Source organism: Sphingomonas sp. HT-1 (genome assembly GCF_048568905.1).
Taxonomy (GTDB): Bacteria; Pseudomonadota; Alphaproteobacteria; order Sphingomonadales; family Sphingomonadaceae; genus Sphingomonas.
In genome coordinates this window covers 411,657-424,743 of the sequence record NZ_CP183770.1, presented here as the reverse complement: position 1 = coordinate 424,743, position 13,087 = coordinate 411,657, and the positions used below count along the sequence as shown (strand labels likewise).

The window sequence follows — 13,087 nt, the reverse complement described above, 5'->3', positions numbered from 1 at the left end:
TAATTACGCGAATGCCTCTGGATTCGAGCTTCCCTCTGCGCCAGACAACCGGCCGAGTCGGCATGGCAGCGCAAGCAGCCCTTGTGTTTGCATCGTCGCTCGTTGGGCTTGCACCTCCCGAGCGCGGCTCGATGCTGCTTGTCCCTCTCACCGCCCAGGCTTCTCGGGACATTGACACGCTTGTTGCGCGGTCCGGAGCGGAAGTGACGGGCATCGGCTACCTGCCGAGCTCACGCTTTGTGCGGGGCGAGCGGATCCCCTTATTGCCCCAGATGCTTCGGAGTGGCGTCCTTGTGGTCTCCGGGAGCCCTCCCCTATGCGGCAAACTTCAGGGAAATTGATGCAGTGAATATGCTTTCGCTTAATGCGCTGCGCCTCATCGGGATGCGCTTCCTGGCGGTCCTTATGGCGACGATGGCGCTAGCCAATGTCGCGGGTGCCGTCGTGACGGGCGATTGGTCGCTAGGTCTCATGGCCACGGTCCTAGTCGCTTACCCGATCTTCCTCGCGCTGAAGGGCTCTGGCGATACGCGCGCTCGCATGATCGTTACCATGACCATCGTCGCACAGCCGGCGCTCTTGCTCATCCTTTTCAAAGGCGAAGCGTGGCAGGTCGATCTGCACATGATCTTCTTCGCAGCACTCGCTGCAAGCGCTGTCCTTTGCGACCCGAAGGCGTTGATCGCAGGGACGGTCGTCGTCGCCGTGCACCATCTCCTCTTAGGCATGCTCATGCCCGATTGGGTTTTCACGAACGGCGGAGGCCTCGGCCGCATCTTGCTGCACGCAGTCGTCCTGATTGCCGAAGCCGGAGCCCTGGTCCTGATGGCGACCAGCATGACACGTCTCCTCGAAGCGCTGCGACTGGAGAGCCAACAGCGCGCCGAAACCGAAGCCGCGACTTCCCTGGAGCGTCAGCAACAGGCGGACGAACTCCGGTCGATCATCACCACGGTGAGCAGTGGCCTTGCAGCGCTTGCCGATGGAGATCTCACCCAATCACTGAAGGGGCGGCTGCCCAAGGCCTACCGGACCTTGGAACAAGCATTCGATCAGACGCTCAATCAGCTCCAGTCCCTGCTCTCGGCGATCAACGACAGCACGGTGGCGATCCATGGAGGCGCGACCGAAATTGCCCGCGCATCGGAGAATCTCGCCAAAAGAACCGAGGCGAACGCTGCCGCGCTGGAGCAGACCACGGCAGCCATAATTCAGATCGACCAGCGTCTAGTTGAGACCGCAAGCGCCGCGCGCCAGACAGTTACTCGGGCCGACGCTGCAGTGAGCACGGTAAATGCGGGTCGAGAGACCGCCAGCGAGGCCGCCGAGGCTATGGGTAAAGTCAATGACAGCGCAAAAGGCATCGACAGCGTCATCGAAGGCTTAGACAAGATTGCGTTCCAAACGCGCGTTCTTGCGATGAATGCGGCCGTCGAAGCTGGGCGCGCGGGGGAAGCAGGTAGAGGGTTCGCCGTTGTCGCAGACTTGGTGTCGGCATTGGCCATGCGCGCCGAGGAGGAGGCTGGCCGAGCCAAAGACCAGCTGACGACGACACAACTGCAGGTCGAAAGCGCCGTTGACATGGTCCTCCGCGTTGGAGTCGCCTTCAACGACATCACCAACGACGTCGATGAGGTCCGCTCGCAACTCTCGACCATGGCCTCTGCGAACCAGTCGCAGTCGAAGGCAGTGAACGAGATCAGCGTCGCGCTCGCGGAAATGGACCGGTCGACGCAGCAGAATGCAGCGATGGTCGAAGAAACGTCCGCCGCTGCGCGACAGCTCGCACAGGAGGTAGCGGTGCTCAGTGAGCAGGCGAGCCGCTTTCGCTCGGAAGGCTCCAAGCGGGCAAGACCCGCCGCCACTGCCAGCGCGCCACCGCGTGCCGAGCGATCAGCGGCGGCTCGGCAGAGCACTGTGAACGCAGGAGAATGGGCAAGCTTTTGATGCTATGCAGCCGAGCGAAGCACGTTCGAAAGTTCGCCGCCTCCGCAAGCTGTCCTTTTGAACGTCCGATGTTCGGCTGCAAGCCGACGCTTCACGAACACGCGGTAACGGCAGCTTCGTCCCAGGCCTCGTCATTGCAGCTTCGACGTCAGAGATGAACAAACGGCAGGTGTCGGGTTCCACAATTGCGACGCTGAACGACTCGGATTGGGCGGGGAGCCGACGCTCTTTTTCGCGCAACGGCCGCCACCGGACGCTTACAGCGACGGGAACAGACCGCGAATGTCAAAACACGTGTCCAAACACATGTCAAAACGGCCCGGCACCAGCATGCGCCGAGCGTCCAAAAGTCTCGGTTTATAATGGTTTGTGTGGTGGCCCGGAGAGGATTCGAACCTCCGACCTCTCGATTAGGAATCGCTTGCTCTATCCTGCTGAGCTACCGGGCCACGCCGTCGCTGGTACCGAGCCGGCGCCGGCAAATCAATTGCAAGCCTCGGGCGGCACCACCGGCACCAGCAGCGGCGCCACCGGCACGCCTTCGTCCACCAGCGCCTTGGCCTCCGCGATCGTCGCTTTGCCGTGGATCGGAGCCTCGGGCTCCTCGCCCTGGTGCATCGCCCGCGCCTTTTCCGCAAAGGCCGTCCCGACCCATTGGGAACGTTCGAGCTGCTTCGCCTGCATTTCGGCGATCGCGGCGAGCGCAGCCTTCATTGAATCGGCGGGGACCACGGGCCGTTCAGGCTGCTGGTTGCCCTTGGCAGCCACGGCGGGCGCCATCACCGCCTTGCCAACCTCGCTATCGCCACAGAGCGGACATGCGATCAACCCGGTCGCGCGCTGCTCCTCATAGGCGCCGCTCGACTTGAACCATGCTTCGAACACGTGCCCGCCGCCGCACTTCAGATCGAACACGATCATGATGTCGCCACGGCAGGAATGGCACGGCGATGGCGCAGGACCGGCACGCGCGCCCGTACTTCTTCAATACGGGCCGGCGCGATGTCCACGAAGCCAAGGCCTGCGGGCTCCCCCAAGTCCAGCAGCACGTCGCCCCAGGGATCGATCGCGAGGCTGTGCCCATAGGTGGTGCGGCCATCCGCATGCACGCCGGTTTGCGCTGCTGCGATCACGAACGCCGCGGCTTCGATCGCGCGGGCGCGGAGCAGGACGTGCCAGTGCGCTGCCCCTGTCGGCCGTGTGAACGCCGCAGGCACCGCAAATATCGTGGCGCCGGCATCGCTGAGCGCCCGAAAAAGATCCGGAAAGCGCAGGTCGTAGCAGATCGCCAGACCCAACATGCCGAGCGGTGTATGCACCACCACGGGACCGGCGCCAGCGGTATAGCTGTTCGATTCGCGCCAGCTTTCGCCGGTGGGAAGATCGACGTCGAACAGGTGCATCTTGTCGTAGCGGGCGCGGATCGCCCCGCTATCGTCGACCACGAAGGCGCGGTTGGCGAGCTTGCCGTCTTCGCGCAGCACAGCGAGGCTGCCCAGATGCACCCAGATCCCGTGCTTCGCCGCCGCTTCGCGCACTGCCGAAAGTACATGATCATCGCGCTCATGCGCATAGTGACGCTGCGCGCGCTCGCGGTTGCCGTCGAGGAGGCCGGACATTTCGGGGGTGAACAGCATCGCCGCACCACCGGCCTTGGCCTCGGCCACGCCGGCCGCCAACGTCGCGGCGTTGCCGGCGGGATCGATCCCGCTGGTCATTTGGAGCAGCGCGGCGCGGGTCATGCGGCGAGCAGCGGGTCCAATCCGCCCTTGCGATCGAGCGCGGCGAGATCGTCCGATCCGCCGATATGCCGCCCATCAATAAAGATCTGCGGCACCGTCGTACGGCCCGGCGCGCGGTCCAGCATCTCGGCGCGCTTCGGTCCACCCATGGTGATGTCATATTCTTCGAACGTCGCGCCCTTGCTGGACAGGAGCTGCTTGGCGCGGGTGCAATAAGGACAGAACGCCTTGGTGTAGATTTCGACTTTTGCCATGATGCCTCCAGAGGTGTGCGTGGTGCCCCGGCTTGTCAATCCAGGTCCTCACCGGGAAGAACGCGCGCCCAGCACAGAAGGATCACCCGCGCTGCGCCGCCACGCTTGAGCAGACGGGCACAGGCATTGCCGGTGGCGCCGCTGGTGTGCACATCGTCGACCAGCACCACCGTCTTGCCTTTGAGCACCGCGGCAGCATCCGGCGCTAGCGCGAAGGCGCCCGCCACGGCCTTGGCACGGGCCCGCGCGCCCAACCCGCGCAGCATAGGCGTGGCTTTCGTCCGCCGCAGCACCGCCACATCGACCGGCACGCCGCTCTGTCGGGAGAGGCCGCGCGCCACCAGAGCGGCCTGGTTGAACCCGCGCGACCACAAGCGCCACCGGTGCAGCGGCACCGGCACCAACAGCTCCGCCTCCGTCGGCATCAGCCGCAGCATCGCGCGCGCCATCGTCTCCGCGGCCGCCAGCTTGCCACCATATTTGAGCTTCAGCGCAACCGTTCGCGACACCTCCCCATAGGCGACCGCTGCGCGAACCCCGTCATGCGGCGGCGGGCTTGCAAGACAATCGATGCAGCACGCCCCCTCTCCCCGATCGAAGGCGAACGGCACATGGCAGGCCGCGCACCAGGGCGGACCGAGAAACCGCATCCCTTCCCAGCAGCACACGCAGAAGCGATGGTCCGCCTCTACCAGCGCGCCGCAGCCGGGGCAGCGCGGCGGCAAGGCCAGATCGATCAGGCGGGAGAAGGGGGCGCGCAGATCCACGCCGCTCTTGTCGCCGCCCGCGTCCCGCTGCACAAGCGCGGCCGTGTCCGACTCCGAGATCTTCGACCGCGCCCTGCGCCGCAAGCGCCGCGATCGCGCCGCCCGCAGCTATGAGAGCTTCCTGCGCGAGCACATGCTCGACGGGCTGTATGAACGTCTGGAAGGCGTAAAGCGCGAGTTTCGCCAGATCCTCGATCTCGGCAGCCATGATGGCAGCTTCACCTGGCCTGGCGCGCAGATCACGCGGCAGGAGGCCGGCGCTGCCTTCGCCGCCGCCAGCGGCGCGATCCACGCCGATGAAGACATGCACCCATTCCCCGAGGGAAGCTTCGACCTGGTGGTTTCCGCCGGGGTACTCGACACGGTAAACGACGTGCCCGGCGCGCTTACCCTCGCCCGCCGCGCGTTGAAGCCGGACGGCCTGTTCCTGGGCGCGTTCCTCGGGGCCGGCACGCTAGCGACGCTGCGCGCCTGCCTGATCGGTGCCGAGGCCGATCGCCCGGTGGCCCGATTCCATCCGCAGATCGACGTGCGCGCCGCCGGAGACCTTTTGTCGCGGGCGGGCTTCACCCTGCCTGTTGCTGATGTGGAGACGCTGACCGTCCGCTACACCGGCCTCGCCGGGCTGATCCGTGACCTGCGCGGCATGGCGGCGACCAACCTGCTGCCGGGCACGCCGCCGCTGCGCCGCGAGACTCTGCTCGGCACGGCCGCTGCCTTTGTCGAGCGCGCCGATCCCGACGGACGCACCCCCGAGCGGTTCGAGATCGTGTACTGCACCGGCTGGGCGCCCGACGCGTCGCAGCCGCAGCCTGCGCGGCGCGGCAGTGCCACCACGTCGCTTGCTGCGGCGCTCAAGCCGAAGGGATAACCGCCATGCAGGAGCGAATCGCCTGAGCGAAGACGCTTCCGCCGGCTGGGAGGCCGTAGTCGAAGCGTTTGCGGCGGCTCGATCGCCGGTTGGGGCGGACGTGGTGCGCCGCTGGTCGCGCAATCTGCCGCGCAATGGTGCGATCCTCGATATCGGCTGCGGCACGGGCTGGCCGATTGCGACGACGCTGGCGGAGCAGGGCTTTGCGATCTTTGCCATCGACCCCGCACCCGCCATGCTGGCTGCCTTCCGCCAAAACTTGCCGGACGCGGCCGCGGCGTGCGAAAGCGCGGAGGAAAGCCGCTTCTTCGACCGGCGCTTCAACGGTGCGATCGCAATCGGGCTGATGTTCCTGTTGCCGGAAGCGGCGCAACGCCGGATCATCCAGCGCGTCGCACAGGCGCTGCATCCCGGCGGCCGATTCCTGTTCAGCGCCCCGCAGGCGGCCTGCGAGTGGGACGATATCCTGACGGGCCGTCGATCCCGCGCCCTCGGCGCGACACGCTATCACGCCCTGCTGGCCGCGGCCGGGCTCAAGCCTCTCGGCAGCGCAACCGACGAAGGGCAGAATCACTATTTTGAGGCGATGGCGACGGTGCCGTCCTGACTGCGTGGTTTTCCGAGCAGCGGCGCCAGCGCAGCCGGAAACGGCAGGTCTGCGGGCGGCATCGGCAGGGTACGCAGCGTCGCGTGGTCCGCCCAGCATAGCGCGGTGGCATGGCGTGGCTCGGGCGCGCCCTGCCAGCGATCCAGCCGGTAGAGCAGCAAGAGCAGGTGGCGATCGCCCAGCGCTTCGCTGGCGAACGTGAGCGGTACCAGCGCGGCGGGGTCGACGCCGATGCCGAGTTCTTCGTGCAGTTCGCGGGCCAGCGCATGTTCCGGCGTTTCGCCCGGCTCCACCTTGCCGCCGGGGAACTCCCACAGGCCGGCCATCGGCGTGCCAGACGGCCGCTGCTGCACCAGCACTCGCCCTTCCCGGAGCATGGCCGCGGCGACGACCGTCAACAAAAAGGGTTTCGGCAGGGCTGCGTCCATCGTGGATTCCGTTCCGTGCGGGTGGTGCGGCGCAGGCTTGTGGACGAGATCGCGCCTCGATGCGAGCCCGACACCGTATCGCCCCCAAGGGCGCACTTAGCCGCTTCTTAACGCATCCTGGTTACGGTTCGGCCAGCGTCGCCCAGGGATCGGGCGAAGCACAAAAAACGCACGTCCGCAGGACGATGGAGTTGGGTATGCAGAAGATTCGGAACTTCCTCAAGAACGCCAAGGGCGCAACCGCGATCGAATATGGGCTGATCGCCGCGCTGATCGCCGTGGCCGCGGTCACCGCGATGGGCAGCCTGGGCAACCAGCTCAAGACGACCTTCGGCAACGTCACGTCGAACATGAAGGCTTCGTAAGCCTCACAGCCGCAGGGGGTGCCGCCGCGGTGCGGCACTACCGCACATGCCGAACGCACCGCACCCGGATGCGCTTGGGAGAAGGGAAAGCATCATGAAGAAGTTTGTTCGGACCCTCATCGCCCATCGCAAGGGCGCAACCGCCATCGAATATGCGCTGATCGCAGCGCTAATCGCCGTCGCGGCGGTTACCGCGATGGGAACGCTGGGCAATCAGCTCAGCACCACCTTCGGCACCGTTTCCACGAAGATGCAGGCATCCTGATCCCGGGCTGCATCGTTCTTGCGGAAGCAATCGGGCGGCATGCGCACGCCGCCCGTTTCCCGATCTAGATCCGGCCCATCGCCAGGAACTTGGCCCGCCGCGACTGGCGCAGCGCCTCCGGCGACATATCGGCCATATCGCGCAGACAGCGCTCGATAGCATCGCCGAGCGCCTGCACCGCCTGCCCCGGCGCACGATGCGCTCCGCCCAGCGGTTCCGGCACGATACGGTCGATCACGCCCAATTCCTTCAGGTGCTGCGCAGTGACCTTCATCGCCTCTGCGGCGTCGGGCGCCTTGTCGGCGGTGCGCCACAGGATCGAAGCGCAGCCTTCCGGCGAAATCACCGAATAGACCGCGTGCTCCATCATGAGCACCTGGTTGCCCGCGGCCAGCGCCACGGCGCCGCCCGAACCGCCTTCGCCGAGGATCGAGGCGACCAGCGGCACGCCCAGCGCCAGACAAGCTTCGGTCGAGCGCGCGATGGCTTCGGCCTGGCCGCGCTCTTCGGCCTGCACGCCTGGGAAGGCGCCGGAGGTGTCAACGAGCGTGATCACGGGGATGCCGAACCGATCGGCCAGCTTCATCAGGCGGATCGCCTTGCGATAGCCCTCCGGCTTACCCATGCCGAAATTATGTTTGAGCCGGCTGGCGGTATCGTCGCCCTTTTCATGGCCGATCACCATCACCCGGCGGCCGCGGAATCGGCCGAGACCGCCAATGATCGCATTGTCGTCGGCAAAGGCGCGATCGCCGCCCAGCGGCATGAAGTCTTCGATCAGACCGGCGACGTAATGCTTGAAGTGCGGGCGTTCGGGATGGCGAGCGACCTGCGTCTTCTGCCAGGGGGTGAGCCGGGCATAGGTGTCGAGCAGCAGCTTGTCCGATTTGGCCTGAAGCGGGGCGATCTCCGCGGCGATGTCCACTTCGCCGCCCTGGGCAGCGTTGCGCAGCTCATCGATCTTGCCCTGGAGCTCGGCAATCGGCTTCTCGAAGTCGAGGAATGTCGTCATGGGGCGTGGCGCTACGCGGAGCCGCGCTTCGCGTCAACGAGGGTGCGTAAGGTGACAGTGGGCGCCGTGCCCGTTTCCCCGCGGGCGAGGCTCGGGCAGGATTGCTATTTTCTACCCGCGAGAGCCTCGCCCAGCGGGTGGCGCTCGTTGACCAGTTCGACCAGCCTGCGGCTATCGACATGGGTATAGATTTCGGTGGTGGCGATATCGGCATGGCCAAGCATCGCCTGCAGCGCGCGTAGGTCGGCGCCGCCCTCCAGAAGGTGCGTGGCGAAGGCATGGCGCAAGACGTGCGGGCTCACGCGATCGGGCGGGATGCCCGCTTCCGCCGCCAGCGCCCGGACGATCTGGTACAGCCGCACGCGGGTGAGGTGCTTCTTGCCTGAGGGGAACAGCCAGGCCTTGTCCGGCGGCACCTGCCCGCGCCACAGCGCCACCGCGGCGCGCGCGCGATCGGAAATCGGCACCAGCCGCTCGCGCCCGCCCTTACCCTTCAGGATCAGGAACGGCCGGTCGGGATGGATGGCGTTGCGCGGCAGCGACACCAGCTCCGTGGCGCGCAGGCCCGATCCATAGAGCAGCTCGATCAGCGCGGCGAGCCGCAGGTCGAGCGGATCGGGCGGTACGCGCGCCTGCCGCGCGGCGATGGCAGCGAACAGCGCATCGACATCCGTCGTTCCCAAAATCTTCGGCAGCCGTCGCGCTGCGCCGGGACGCGGCAAGGCCGCGCCGGGATCGTCGGCACGGTGCCCCTCCTCTGCCAGGAAGCCAAAAAAGCGCCGGAGGGCCGCCGATTTGCGGGCGACTGTGGCCCGCGCCAGATCCTGCCAGCCGCCCGCCAGTCGCTCGATTTCTGGGCGACCGGCTTCGTACAAGCGTCCGTCCAGCGCCTGCGAGGCGAGCCGCAGATCAGTTTCATAGGCCGCGATGGTGTTGGCGGCGGCACCAGACTCGGCGCGGAGCATCTCCAGGAAGCGCTCGATCAGCGCGCGATCGTCGCTGACGCCCTTCACGCCGCCCGCGTCACCGCCTCCACGGCGATCAGGCGCGCATAGTTGCTCATCCCCGCCGCACGCATGGCCGAGACGATGTGGAACAGCGCCTCCGGCGTCACCTGATCCCAGCGCGGCGACTGCATGCCCGTGGCAGCGAGCAACGCGACCATGCCGGGCTGGTTGGCAGCAGCGGCGCGATCGATCGCCTGAATCCAGCGGTTGACGCCACCGATCTGCACCTGCGTTGCCTCTGCCCCCCGGCGTGCATCGGTGGGGGTAAGCCGCCCCAGACCGGCAAGGCCGGCCAGCAGCATCGCCGCCTTGCGCGGACTCGCGGCACCGACATAGCGTTCGAAATCGGCATAGCCGATCGGCCCGCCGGCATCGGCAAGCGCCAGCAGCGCCCAGCCCTCGCTGCCCGGCGCAACCACACCGCGCCATTGCAGCGCCGCCGCATCATAGCCGGCGGAGAGCATCGAGGCGATCAGCCGGTCGGGCTCGGCGACATCCTTGCCGGCCGGGATCCACGCCGCCGCCTTGGCAGTCAGCACCAGCCGGGCATAACGGGTCCGCGGCGTTTCGGCGGCATCCCACAGCGCGCGCATCGCCTGCACCCGCTCGGCCGGCGATCCGCCATTATAGGCGGTGCGCAGCTCGCGTGCCGTAGCCTGCAGCGCATCGGGAACATCGCTGCCCTGGTCGATCTCGGCATAGAGATCGACGAGCCCGGCCGTGGAAAACACCCCTGCCGCCGCGGCGAGCTCGGCAGCCGGCGCGCGCACCACCGGCGATACCGCCGGCGACAGCGCCTGCCAGTAGCGGACTTCGGGGCCCGCGGTGGCAAACAGATTGTCCGGCACGTCGACCCCTGCGGCGCTGGCCAGGCCGAAGCGCCAGGGGGTAAGCCGGGGCACGCCGATCCAGTCGATCGTCACCGCCCGGCGCGAATCGGCACCCATGCCGACCAGCTTGGCGGCGAGCAGATTGTCGATGTTGTTCTGCTGCGAGCCACGGCGCGCCGCTTCCAGTCGCTGTTCGGCCTCGCTAGGCTTGCCGCCGAGCGCGGCGCAGATTGCCTGAGCCAGCGCCCAGCCCCGATCCTGCAACCGCGCTGCCGCGCGATCGACGACCGGGCAGACCGCCGCCGGATCGCTGGAGGCGAGCGCAACCTGCATCACCGCCTGGTCCAGGGCGTTGGTATAGTCCTCGGCGTCGACAAACCCCACCACCGCGCGCGCAGCAACCGCTTCGCCCATCCGCAGCAACAGCCAAGCCCGTTCGGCCGCAAAATCGGCGCCGTTTACACCGGCTGGCGTATCGATGGGTGACATCAGCGCACGGCGCAGCGCAATCGATACCCAGCGCGAGGCGACGGGCGCATCGAGCCGGTGCAGCAACGCCATCAACGTACGACCGGGCACATCGCCGAACGCATCCGCCGGGAAGGGCGCGTTGCCCCAGGCGAAGGTGCCGATGCGGTTCAGCCCATGGCGCGCGGCCCTGGGCAGATCATATTGCGACAGATCGATCGGGGGCAGTTCAGCAGCGGAGACATTGCCTTCGCCCATATCGAACGATTCGTCATCACCCGCCGGCAGCGCCGCCGGATTCGGCGTAGCCATTTCCGCTGCGGTCGACGGGGAAGGCGACGGAGAAGGCGCGCGCGTGGGCGCCGGCTGCGGCCGTGAGGGCGCCTGGGCCGGCTGATCGAACCCCGGTGGCAACAGCGACTCGGGAGCATTCTGCTGCTTCTGCTGGCTGAACGCCGGCATGCCGAAGCCCGCCAGCACCAGCGCACCCAAGGCGAGCCGCGAAACCCTAATTGGCCAGGTTTTCAAGCGCGACGGCCTTTTCCATGCGCACCGGCTCTTTCACGGTGTTCCGCCCGGCGAAGGCAAACATCGCCGCAACGAACAGCGCCAGGACAACAAGCAACACGACAAGCAAACGCAGCATCAGAAAAAGTCCGTATCCTCTGGTCGGCGCGCCTTTTGCCCGACACGGGGGCACGCTGTATAGCCCTTCGCACGATGTTACAAACGCACGCGCAACTTCAGGGGTGGACCGGCAAGCCAATCGTATTGGTGGGGCTGATGGGGGCTGGCAAAACCACGGTGGGCCGCCGCCTCGCCCAGCGGCTGCGGCTGCCGTTCGTTGACGCCGATGCGGAAATCGAATCGGCCGCGGGGATGAGCGTCGCCGACATCTTCGATCGATTCGGCGAGCCGCATTTCCGCGACGGCGAACGCCGGGTGATCGGTCGATTGGTGGATGGCACCCCAAAGGTGATCGCAACGGGCGGCGGCGCGTTCATCAACGACGAGACCCGCGCGCTGATCCTCGACCAGGCGATTTCGATCTGGCTCGATGCGGAGCCCGCGGTGCTGGCGGACCGGGTGCGCAGGCGCGACACCCGGCCTCTGCTGCGCGGCAAAGACCCGTTGGCGACGCTCACCGAGCTCGCTCGGGTGCGCAATCCCTATTACGCGCTTGCGCAGATCCGCGTGCCCAGCGTAGCCGCACCGCACGAAACCACCGTCGAAGCGATCCTGAAGGCCCTGCCCAAGTGACCACCATCCCCGTCGCGCTCGGCGCACGCAGCTATGACGTGCGCATCGAACCCGGCTTGCTGGCGCGTGCCGGCGAGATCCTCGCGCCCCTTTCGCGCGGGCGGCCGATGCCGATCGTCACCGATACGAACCTCGCGATACATTGCGAGACGCTGGTCGCCAGCCTCGCCGCCCATGGCGTCGCCGCGCCGGTGCGGGTGCTGCCGGCGGGCGAGAGCACCAAGAGTTGGGCGCAACTCGAATCGCTAACCGACTGGCTGCTGGAGCAGGGCGTAGTGCGCAGCGACCATGTGATCGCGCTGGGTGGCGGCGTGATCGGAGACCTGGTTGGCTTCGCGACGAGCATCCTCAAGCGCGGTTGCAACTTCGTCCAGATTCCCACCACTCTGCTGGCGCAGGTGGACAGTTCGGTGGGCGGCAAAACGGCAATCAATTCCAAGGCGGGCAAGAACCTGATCGGCGCGTTCCACCAGCCTTCTGTAGTCCTTATCGATCCGCAGGTGCTCGATAGTCTGCCCCAACGCGAACTGCGGGCGGGCTATGCCGAGGTCGCCAAATACGGGCTGATCGACGACGCCGGGTTCTTTGCGTGGTGCGAGGACAATGCCGCTGCGCTGTTCACAGGCGATCCCGATGCACGGGCGCGCGCAATCGCCCATTCGGTCGCCGCCAAGGCCCGCATCGTTGCCGCCGACGAACGCGAGACCACCGGCACCCGGGCACTGCTCAACCTAGGGCACACCTTCGGCCATGCGCTGGAGGCGGAGACGGGCTTTTCGGACAAGCTGCTCCACGGCGAAGCAGTGGCGGCTGGGATGGCACTGGCCTTCGCTTTCTCGGCCAAGCAGGGGCTGTGCCCGGCCGAGGACGCAGTGCGAGTGGCGGCGCATCTGCGCAGCGTCGGGCTGCCGGACGGGCTGGCCGCCGCGGGCGTGACGGCGGACGGCAAGACGCTGGTCGCCCATATGCTACATGACAAGAAAATGGAGGGCAGCACCCTGCCCTTCCTGCTCGCGCGCGGGATCGGGCAGACGTATCTGGACAAGACGGTGGACCTTGAGAAGGTCGCGGCGTTTTTGGACGGGTTGCACGCCTGAGTTCCTCCCCGGCATGGGAAGGGGGACGAAGACGCGAAGCGGCTTAGTGGAGGGGTCGCCGCGCGAGCGGCGGAGTTCCGACCGCGGTGGCGTTATCCGCGCCTTGCGGCGCGGCCCCTCCACCACGCGGCTGCGCCGCGCGGTCCCCCTCCCCGTAGCGGGGAGGA

Annotated in this window: 16 protein-coding genes and 1 tRNA gene; 7 read left to right on the top strand and 10 right to left on the bottom strand. The window is 67.0% G+C overall.

Features of this window, described 5'->3' with window-relative positions:
- The first annotated feature begins 351 nt into the window (after positions 1-351).
- Positions 352-1,947 carry a methyl-accepting chemotaxis protein gene (locus tag ACNFJ7_RS01970; RefSeq protein ID WP_019369328.1) on the top strand — a complete coding sequence of 532 codons (1,596 nt, stop codon included), beginning with the start codon at positions 352-354 and terminating at the stop codon, positions 1,945-1,947.
- A 372-nt stretch (positions 1,948-2,319) separates the two neighbouring features.
- Here the strand turns inward: ACNFJ7_RS01970 and ACNFJ7_RS01965 are convergent.
- From ACNFJ7_RS01965 to ACNFJ7_RS01945, 5 genes are all read right to left on the bottom strand, one after another.
- Positions 2,320-2,396: transfer RNA gene (locus tag ACNFJ7_RS01965), tRNA-Arg, on the bottom strand.
- Between the two features lie 34 nt (positions 2,397-2,430).
- Positions 2,431-2,868 carry a DUF1178 family protein gene (locus tag ACNFJ7_RS01960; RefSeq protein ID WP_019371240.1) on the bottom strand — a complete coding sequence of 146 codons (438 nt, stop codon included), beginning with the start codon at positions 2,866-2,868 and terminating at the stop codon, positions 2,431-2,433.
- Entirely contained in the window at positions 2,865-3,689 is an 825-nt protein-coding gene (locus ACNFJ7_RS01955; protein ID WP_019371241.1) for a carbon-nitrogen hydrolase family protein, read from the bottom strand. Before ACNFJ7_RS01955 ends, ACNFJ7_RS01960 begins: the two co-directional genes overlap by 4 nt.
- On the bottom strand, positions 3,686-3,943 hold the full coding sequence (grxC, locus tag ACNFJ7_RS01950; RefSeq protein ID WP_019371242.1) for a glutaredoxin 3: 258 nt from the start codon (positions 3,941-3,943) through the stop codon (positions 3,686-3,688). Before grxC ends, ACNFJ7_RS01955 begins: the two co-directional genes overlap by 4 nt.
- Positions 3,944-3,978: 35 nt before the next feature.
- Positions 3,979-4,710, bottom strand: coding sequence for a ComF family protein (locus ACNFJ7_RS01945; RefSeq protein WP_026009418.1), 732 nt, complete (start codon positions 4,708-4,710; stop codon positions 3,979-3,981).
- A gap of 43 nt (positions 4,711-4,753) precedes the next feature.
- On the opposite strand from ACNFJ7_RS01945, the gene ACNFJ7_RS01940 reads away from it, so the two are divergent.
- Positions 4,754-5,581, top strand: coding sequence for a methyltransferase domain-containing protein (locus tag ACNFJ7_RS01940; protein WP_019371244.1), 828 nt, complete (start codon positions 4,754-4,756; stop codon positions 5,579-5,581).
- 103 nt (positions 5,582-5,684) lie between these two features.
- Positions 5,685-6,188 (top strand): class I SAM-dependent methyltransferase, encoded by a 504-nt coding sequence (locus tag ACNFJ7_RS01935; protein ID WP_236704483.1) that lies wholly within the window; start codon positions 5,685-5,687, stop codon positions 6,186-6,188.
- On the opposite strand, the gene ACNFJ7_RS01930 is transcribed toward ACNFJ7_RS01935, so the two are convergent.
- Positions 6,155-6,616: a (deoxy)nucleoside triphosphate pyrophosphohydrolase gene (locus tag ACNFJ7_RS01930; protein ID WP_019371246.1), complete on the bottom strand. Its 462-nt coding sequence runs from the start codon at positions 6,614-6,616 to the stop codon at positions 6,155-6,157. The two genes, ACNFJ7_RS01935 and ACNFJ7_RS01930, sit on opposite strands and share 34 nt — an antisense overlap.
- A gap of 197 nt (positions 6,617-6,813) precedes the next feature.
- Here ACNFJ7_RS01930 and ACNFJ7_RS01925 point away from each other — a divergent pair, with 197 nt between their 5' ends.
- Together ACNFJ7_RS01925 and ACNFJ7_RS01920 are read left to right on the top strand one after the other, a co-directional pair.
- Positions 6,814-6,981: a Flp family type IVb pilin gene (locus ACNFJ7_RS01925; RefSeq protein WP_019371247.1), complete on the top strand. Its 168-nt coding sequence runs from the start codon at positions 6,814-6,816 to the stop codon at positions 6,979-6,981.
- Between the two features lie 94 nt (positions 6,982-7,075).
- Positions 7,076-7,246 carry a Flp family type IVb pilin gene (locus tag ACNFJ7_RS01920; RefSeq protein WP_019371248.1) on the top strand — a complete coding sequence of 57 codons (171 nt, stop codon included), beginning with the start codon at positions 7,076-7,078 and terminating at the stop codon, positions 7,244-7,246.
- Between the two features lie 64 nt (positions 7,247-7,310).
- Here the strand turns inward: ACNFJ7_RS01920 and ACNFJ7_RS01915 are convergent, their stop codons facing one another.
- From ACNFJ7_RS01915 to ACNFJ7_RS01900, 4 genes are all read right to left on the bottom strand, one after another.
- Positions 7,311-8,258 carry an acetyl-CoA carboxylase carboxyltransferase subunit alpha gene (locus ACNFJ7_RS01915; protein ID WP_019371249.1) on the bottom strand — a complete coding sequence of 316 codons (948 nt, stop codon included), beginning with the start codon at positions 8,256-8,258 and terminating at the stop codon, positions 7,311-7,313.
- A 104-nt stretch (positions 8,259-8,362) separates the two neighbouring features.
- Positions 8,363-9,223, bottom strand: coding sequence for a tyrosine-type recombinase/integrase (locus ACNFJ7_RS01910; protein ID WP_236704487.1), 861 nt, complete (start codon positions 9,221-9,223; stop codon positions 8,363-8,365).
- A gap of 44 nt (positions 9,224-9,267) precedes the next feature.
- A complete protein-coding gene (locus ACNFJ7_RS01905; protein WP_019371251.1) occupies positions 9,268-11,055 on the bottom strand; it encodes a hypothetical protein in 1,788 nt (595 codons plus the stop codon).
- Between the two features lie 16 nt (positions 11,056-11,071).
- Positions 11,072-11,209 carry a hypothetical protein gene (locus ACNFJ7_RS01900; RefSeq protein WP_019371252.1) on the bottom strand — a complete coding sequence of 46 codons (138 nt, stop codon included), beginning with the start codon at positions 11,207-11,209 and terminating at the stop codon, positions 11,072-11,074.
- 74 nt (positions 11,210-11,283) lie between these two features.
- Here ACNFJ7_RS01900 and ACNFJ7_RS01895 point away from each other — a divergent pair, with 74 nt between their 5' ends.
- Positions 11,284-11,823, top strand: coding sequence for a shikimate kinase (locus ACNFJ7_RS01895; RefSeq protein WP_037514293.1), 540 nt, complete (start codon positions 11,284-11,286; stop codon positions 11,821-11,823).
- Entirely contained in the window at positions 11,820-12,920 is a 1,101-nt protein-coding gene (aroB, locus tag ACNFJ7_RS01890) for a 3-dehydroquinate synthase (RefSeq protein ID WP_019371254.1), read from the top strand. Before ACNFJ7_RS01895 ends, aroB begins: the two co-directional genes overlap by 4 nt.
- Positions 12,921-13,087 lie beyond the last annotated feature (167 nt).

What these genes read in the sequence shown, in the direction of transcription:
- ACNFJ7_RS01970 (WP_019369328.1), top strand. Translation starts at nt 352, where the DNA reads ATGCTTTCGCTTAATGCGCTGCGCCTCATCGGGATGCGCTTCCTGGCG.
- ACNFJ7_RS01960 (WP_019371240.1), bottom strand. Translation starts at nt 2,868, where the DNA reads ATGATCGTGTTCGATCTGAAGTGCGGCGGCGGGCACGTGTTCGAAGCA.
- ACNFJ7_RS01955 (WP_019371241.1), bottom strand. Translation starts at nt 3,689, where the DNA reads ATGACCCGCGCCGCGCTGCTCCAAATGACCAGCGGGATCGATCCCGCC.
- grxC (WP_019371242.1), bottom strand. Translation starts at nt 3,943, where the DNA reads ATGGCAAAAGTCGAAATCTACACCAAGGCGTTCTGTCCTTATTGCACC.
- ACNFJ7_RS01930 (WP_019371246.1), bottom strand. Translation starts at nt 6,616, where the DNA reads ATGGACGCAGCCCTGCCGAAACCCTTTTTGTTGACGGTCGTCGCCGCG.
- ACNFJ7_RS01925 (WP_019371247.1), top strand. Translation starts at nt 6,814, where the DNA reads ATGCAGAAGATTCGGAACTTCCTCAAGAACGCCAAGGGCGCAACCGCG.
- ACNFJ7_RS01920 (WP_019371248.1), top strand. Translation starts at nt 7,076, where the DNA reads ATGAAGAAGTTTGTTCGGACCCTCATCGCCCATCGCAAGGGCGCAACC.
- ACNFJ7_RS01915 (WP_019371249.1), bottom strand. Translation starts at nt 8,258, where the DNA reads ATGACGACATTCCTCGACTTCGAGAAGCCGATTGCCGAGCTCCAGGGC.
- ACNFJ7_RS01910 (WP_236704487.1), bottom strand. Translation starts at nt 9,223, where the DNA reads ATGCTCCGCGCCGAGTCTGGTGCCGCCGCCAACACCATCGCGGCCTAT.
- ACNFJ7_RS01900 (WP_019371252.1), bottom strand. Translation starts at nt 11,209, where the DNA reads ATGCTGCGTTTGCTTGTCGTGTTGCTTGTTGTCCTGGCGCTGTTCGTT.
- ACNFJ7_RS01895 (WP_037514293.1), top strand. Translation starts at nt 11,284, where the DNA reads ATGTTACAAACGCACGCGCAACTTCAGGGGTGGACCGGCAAGCCAATC.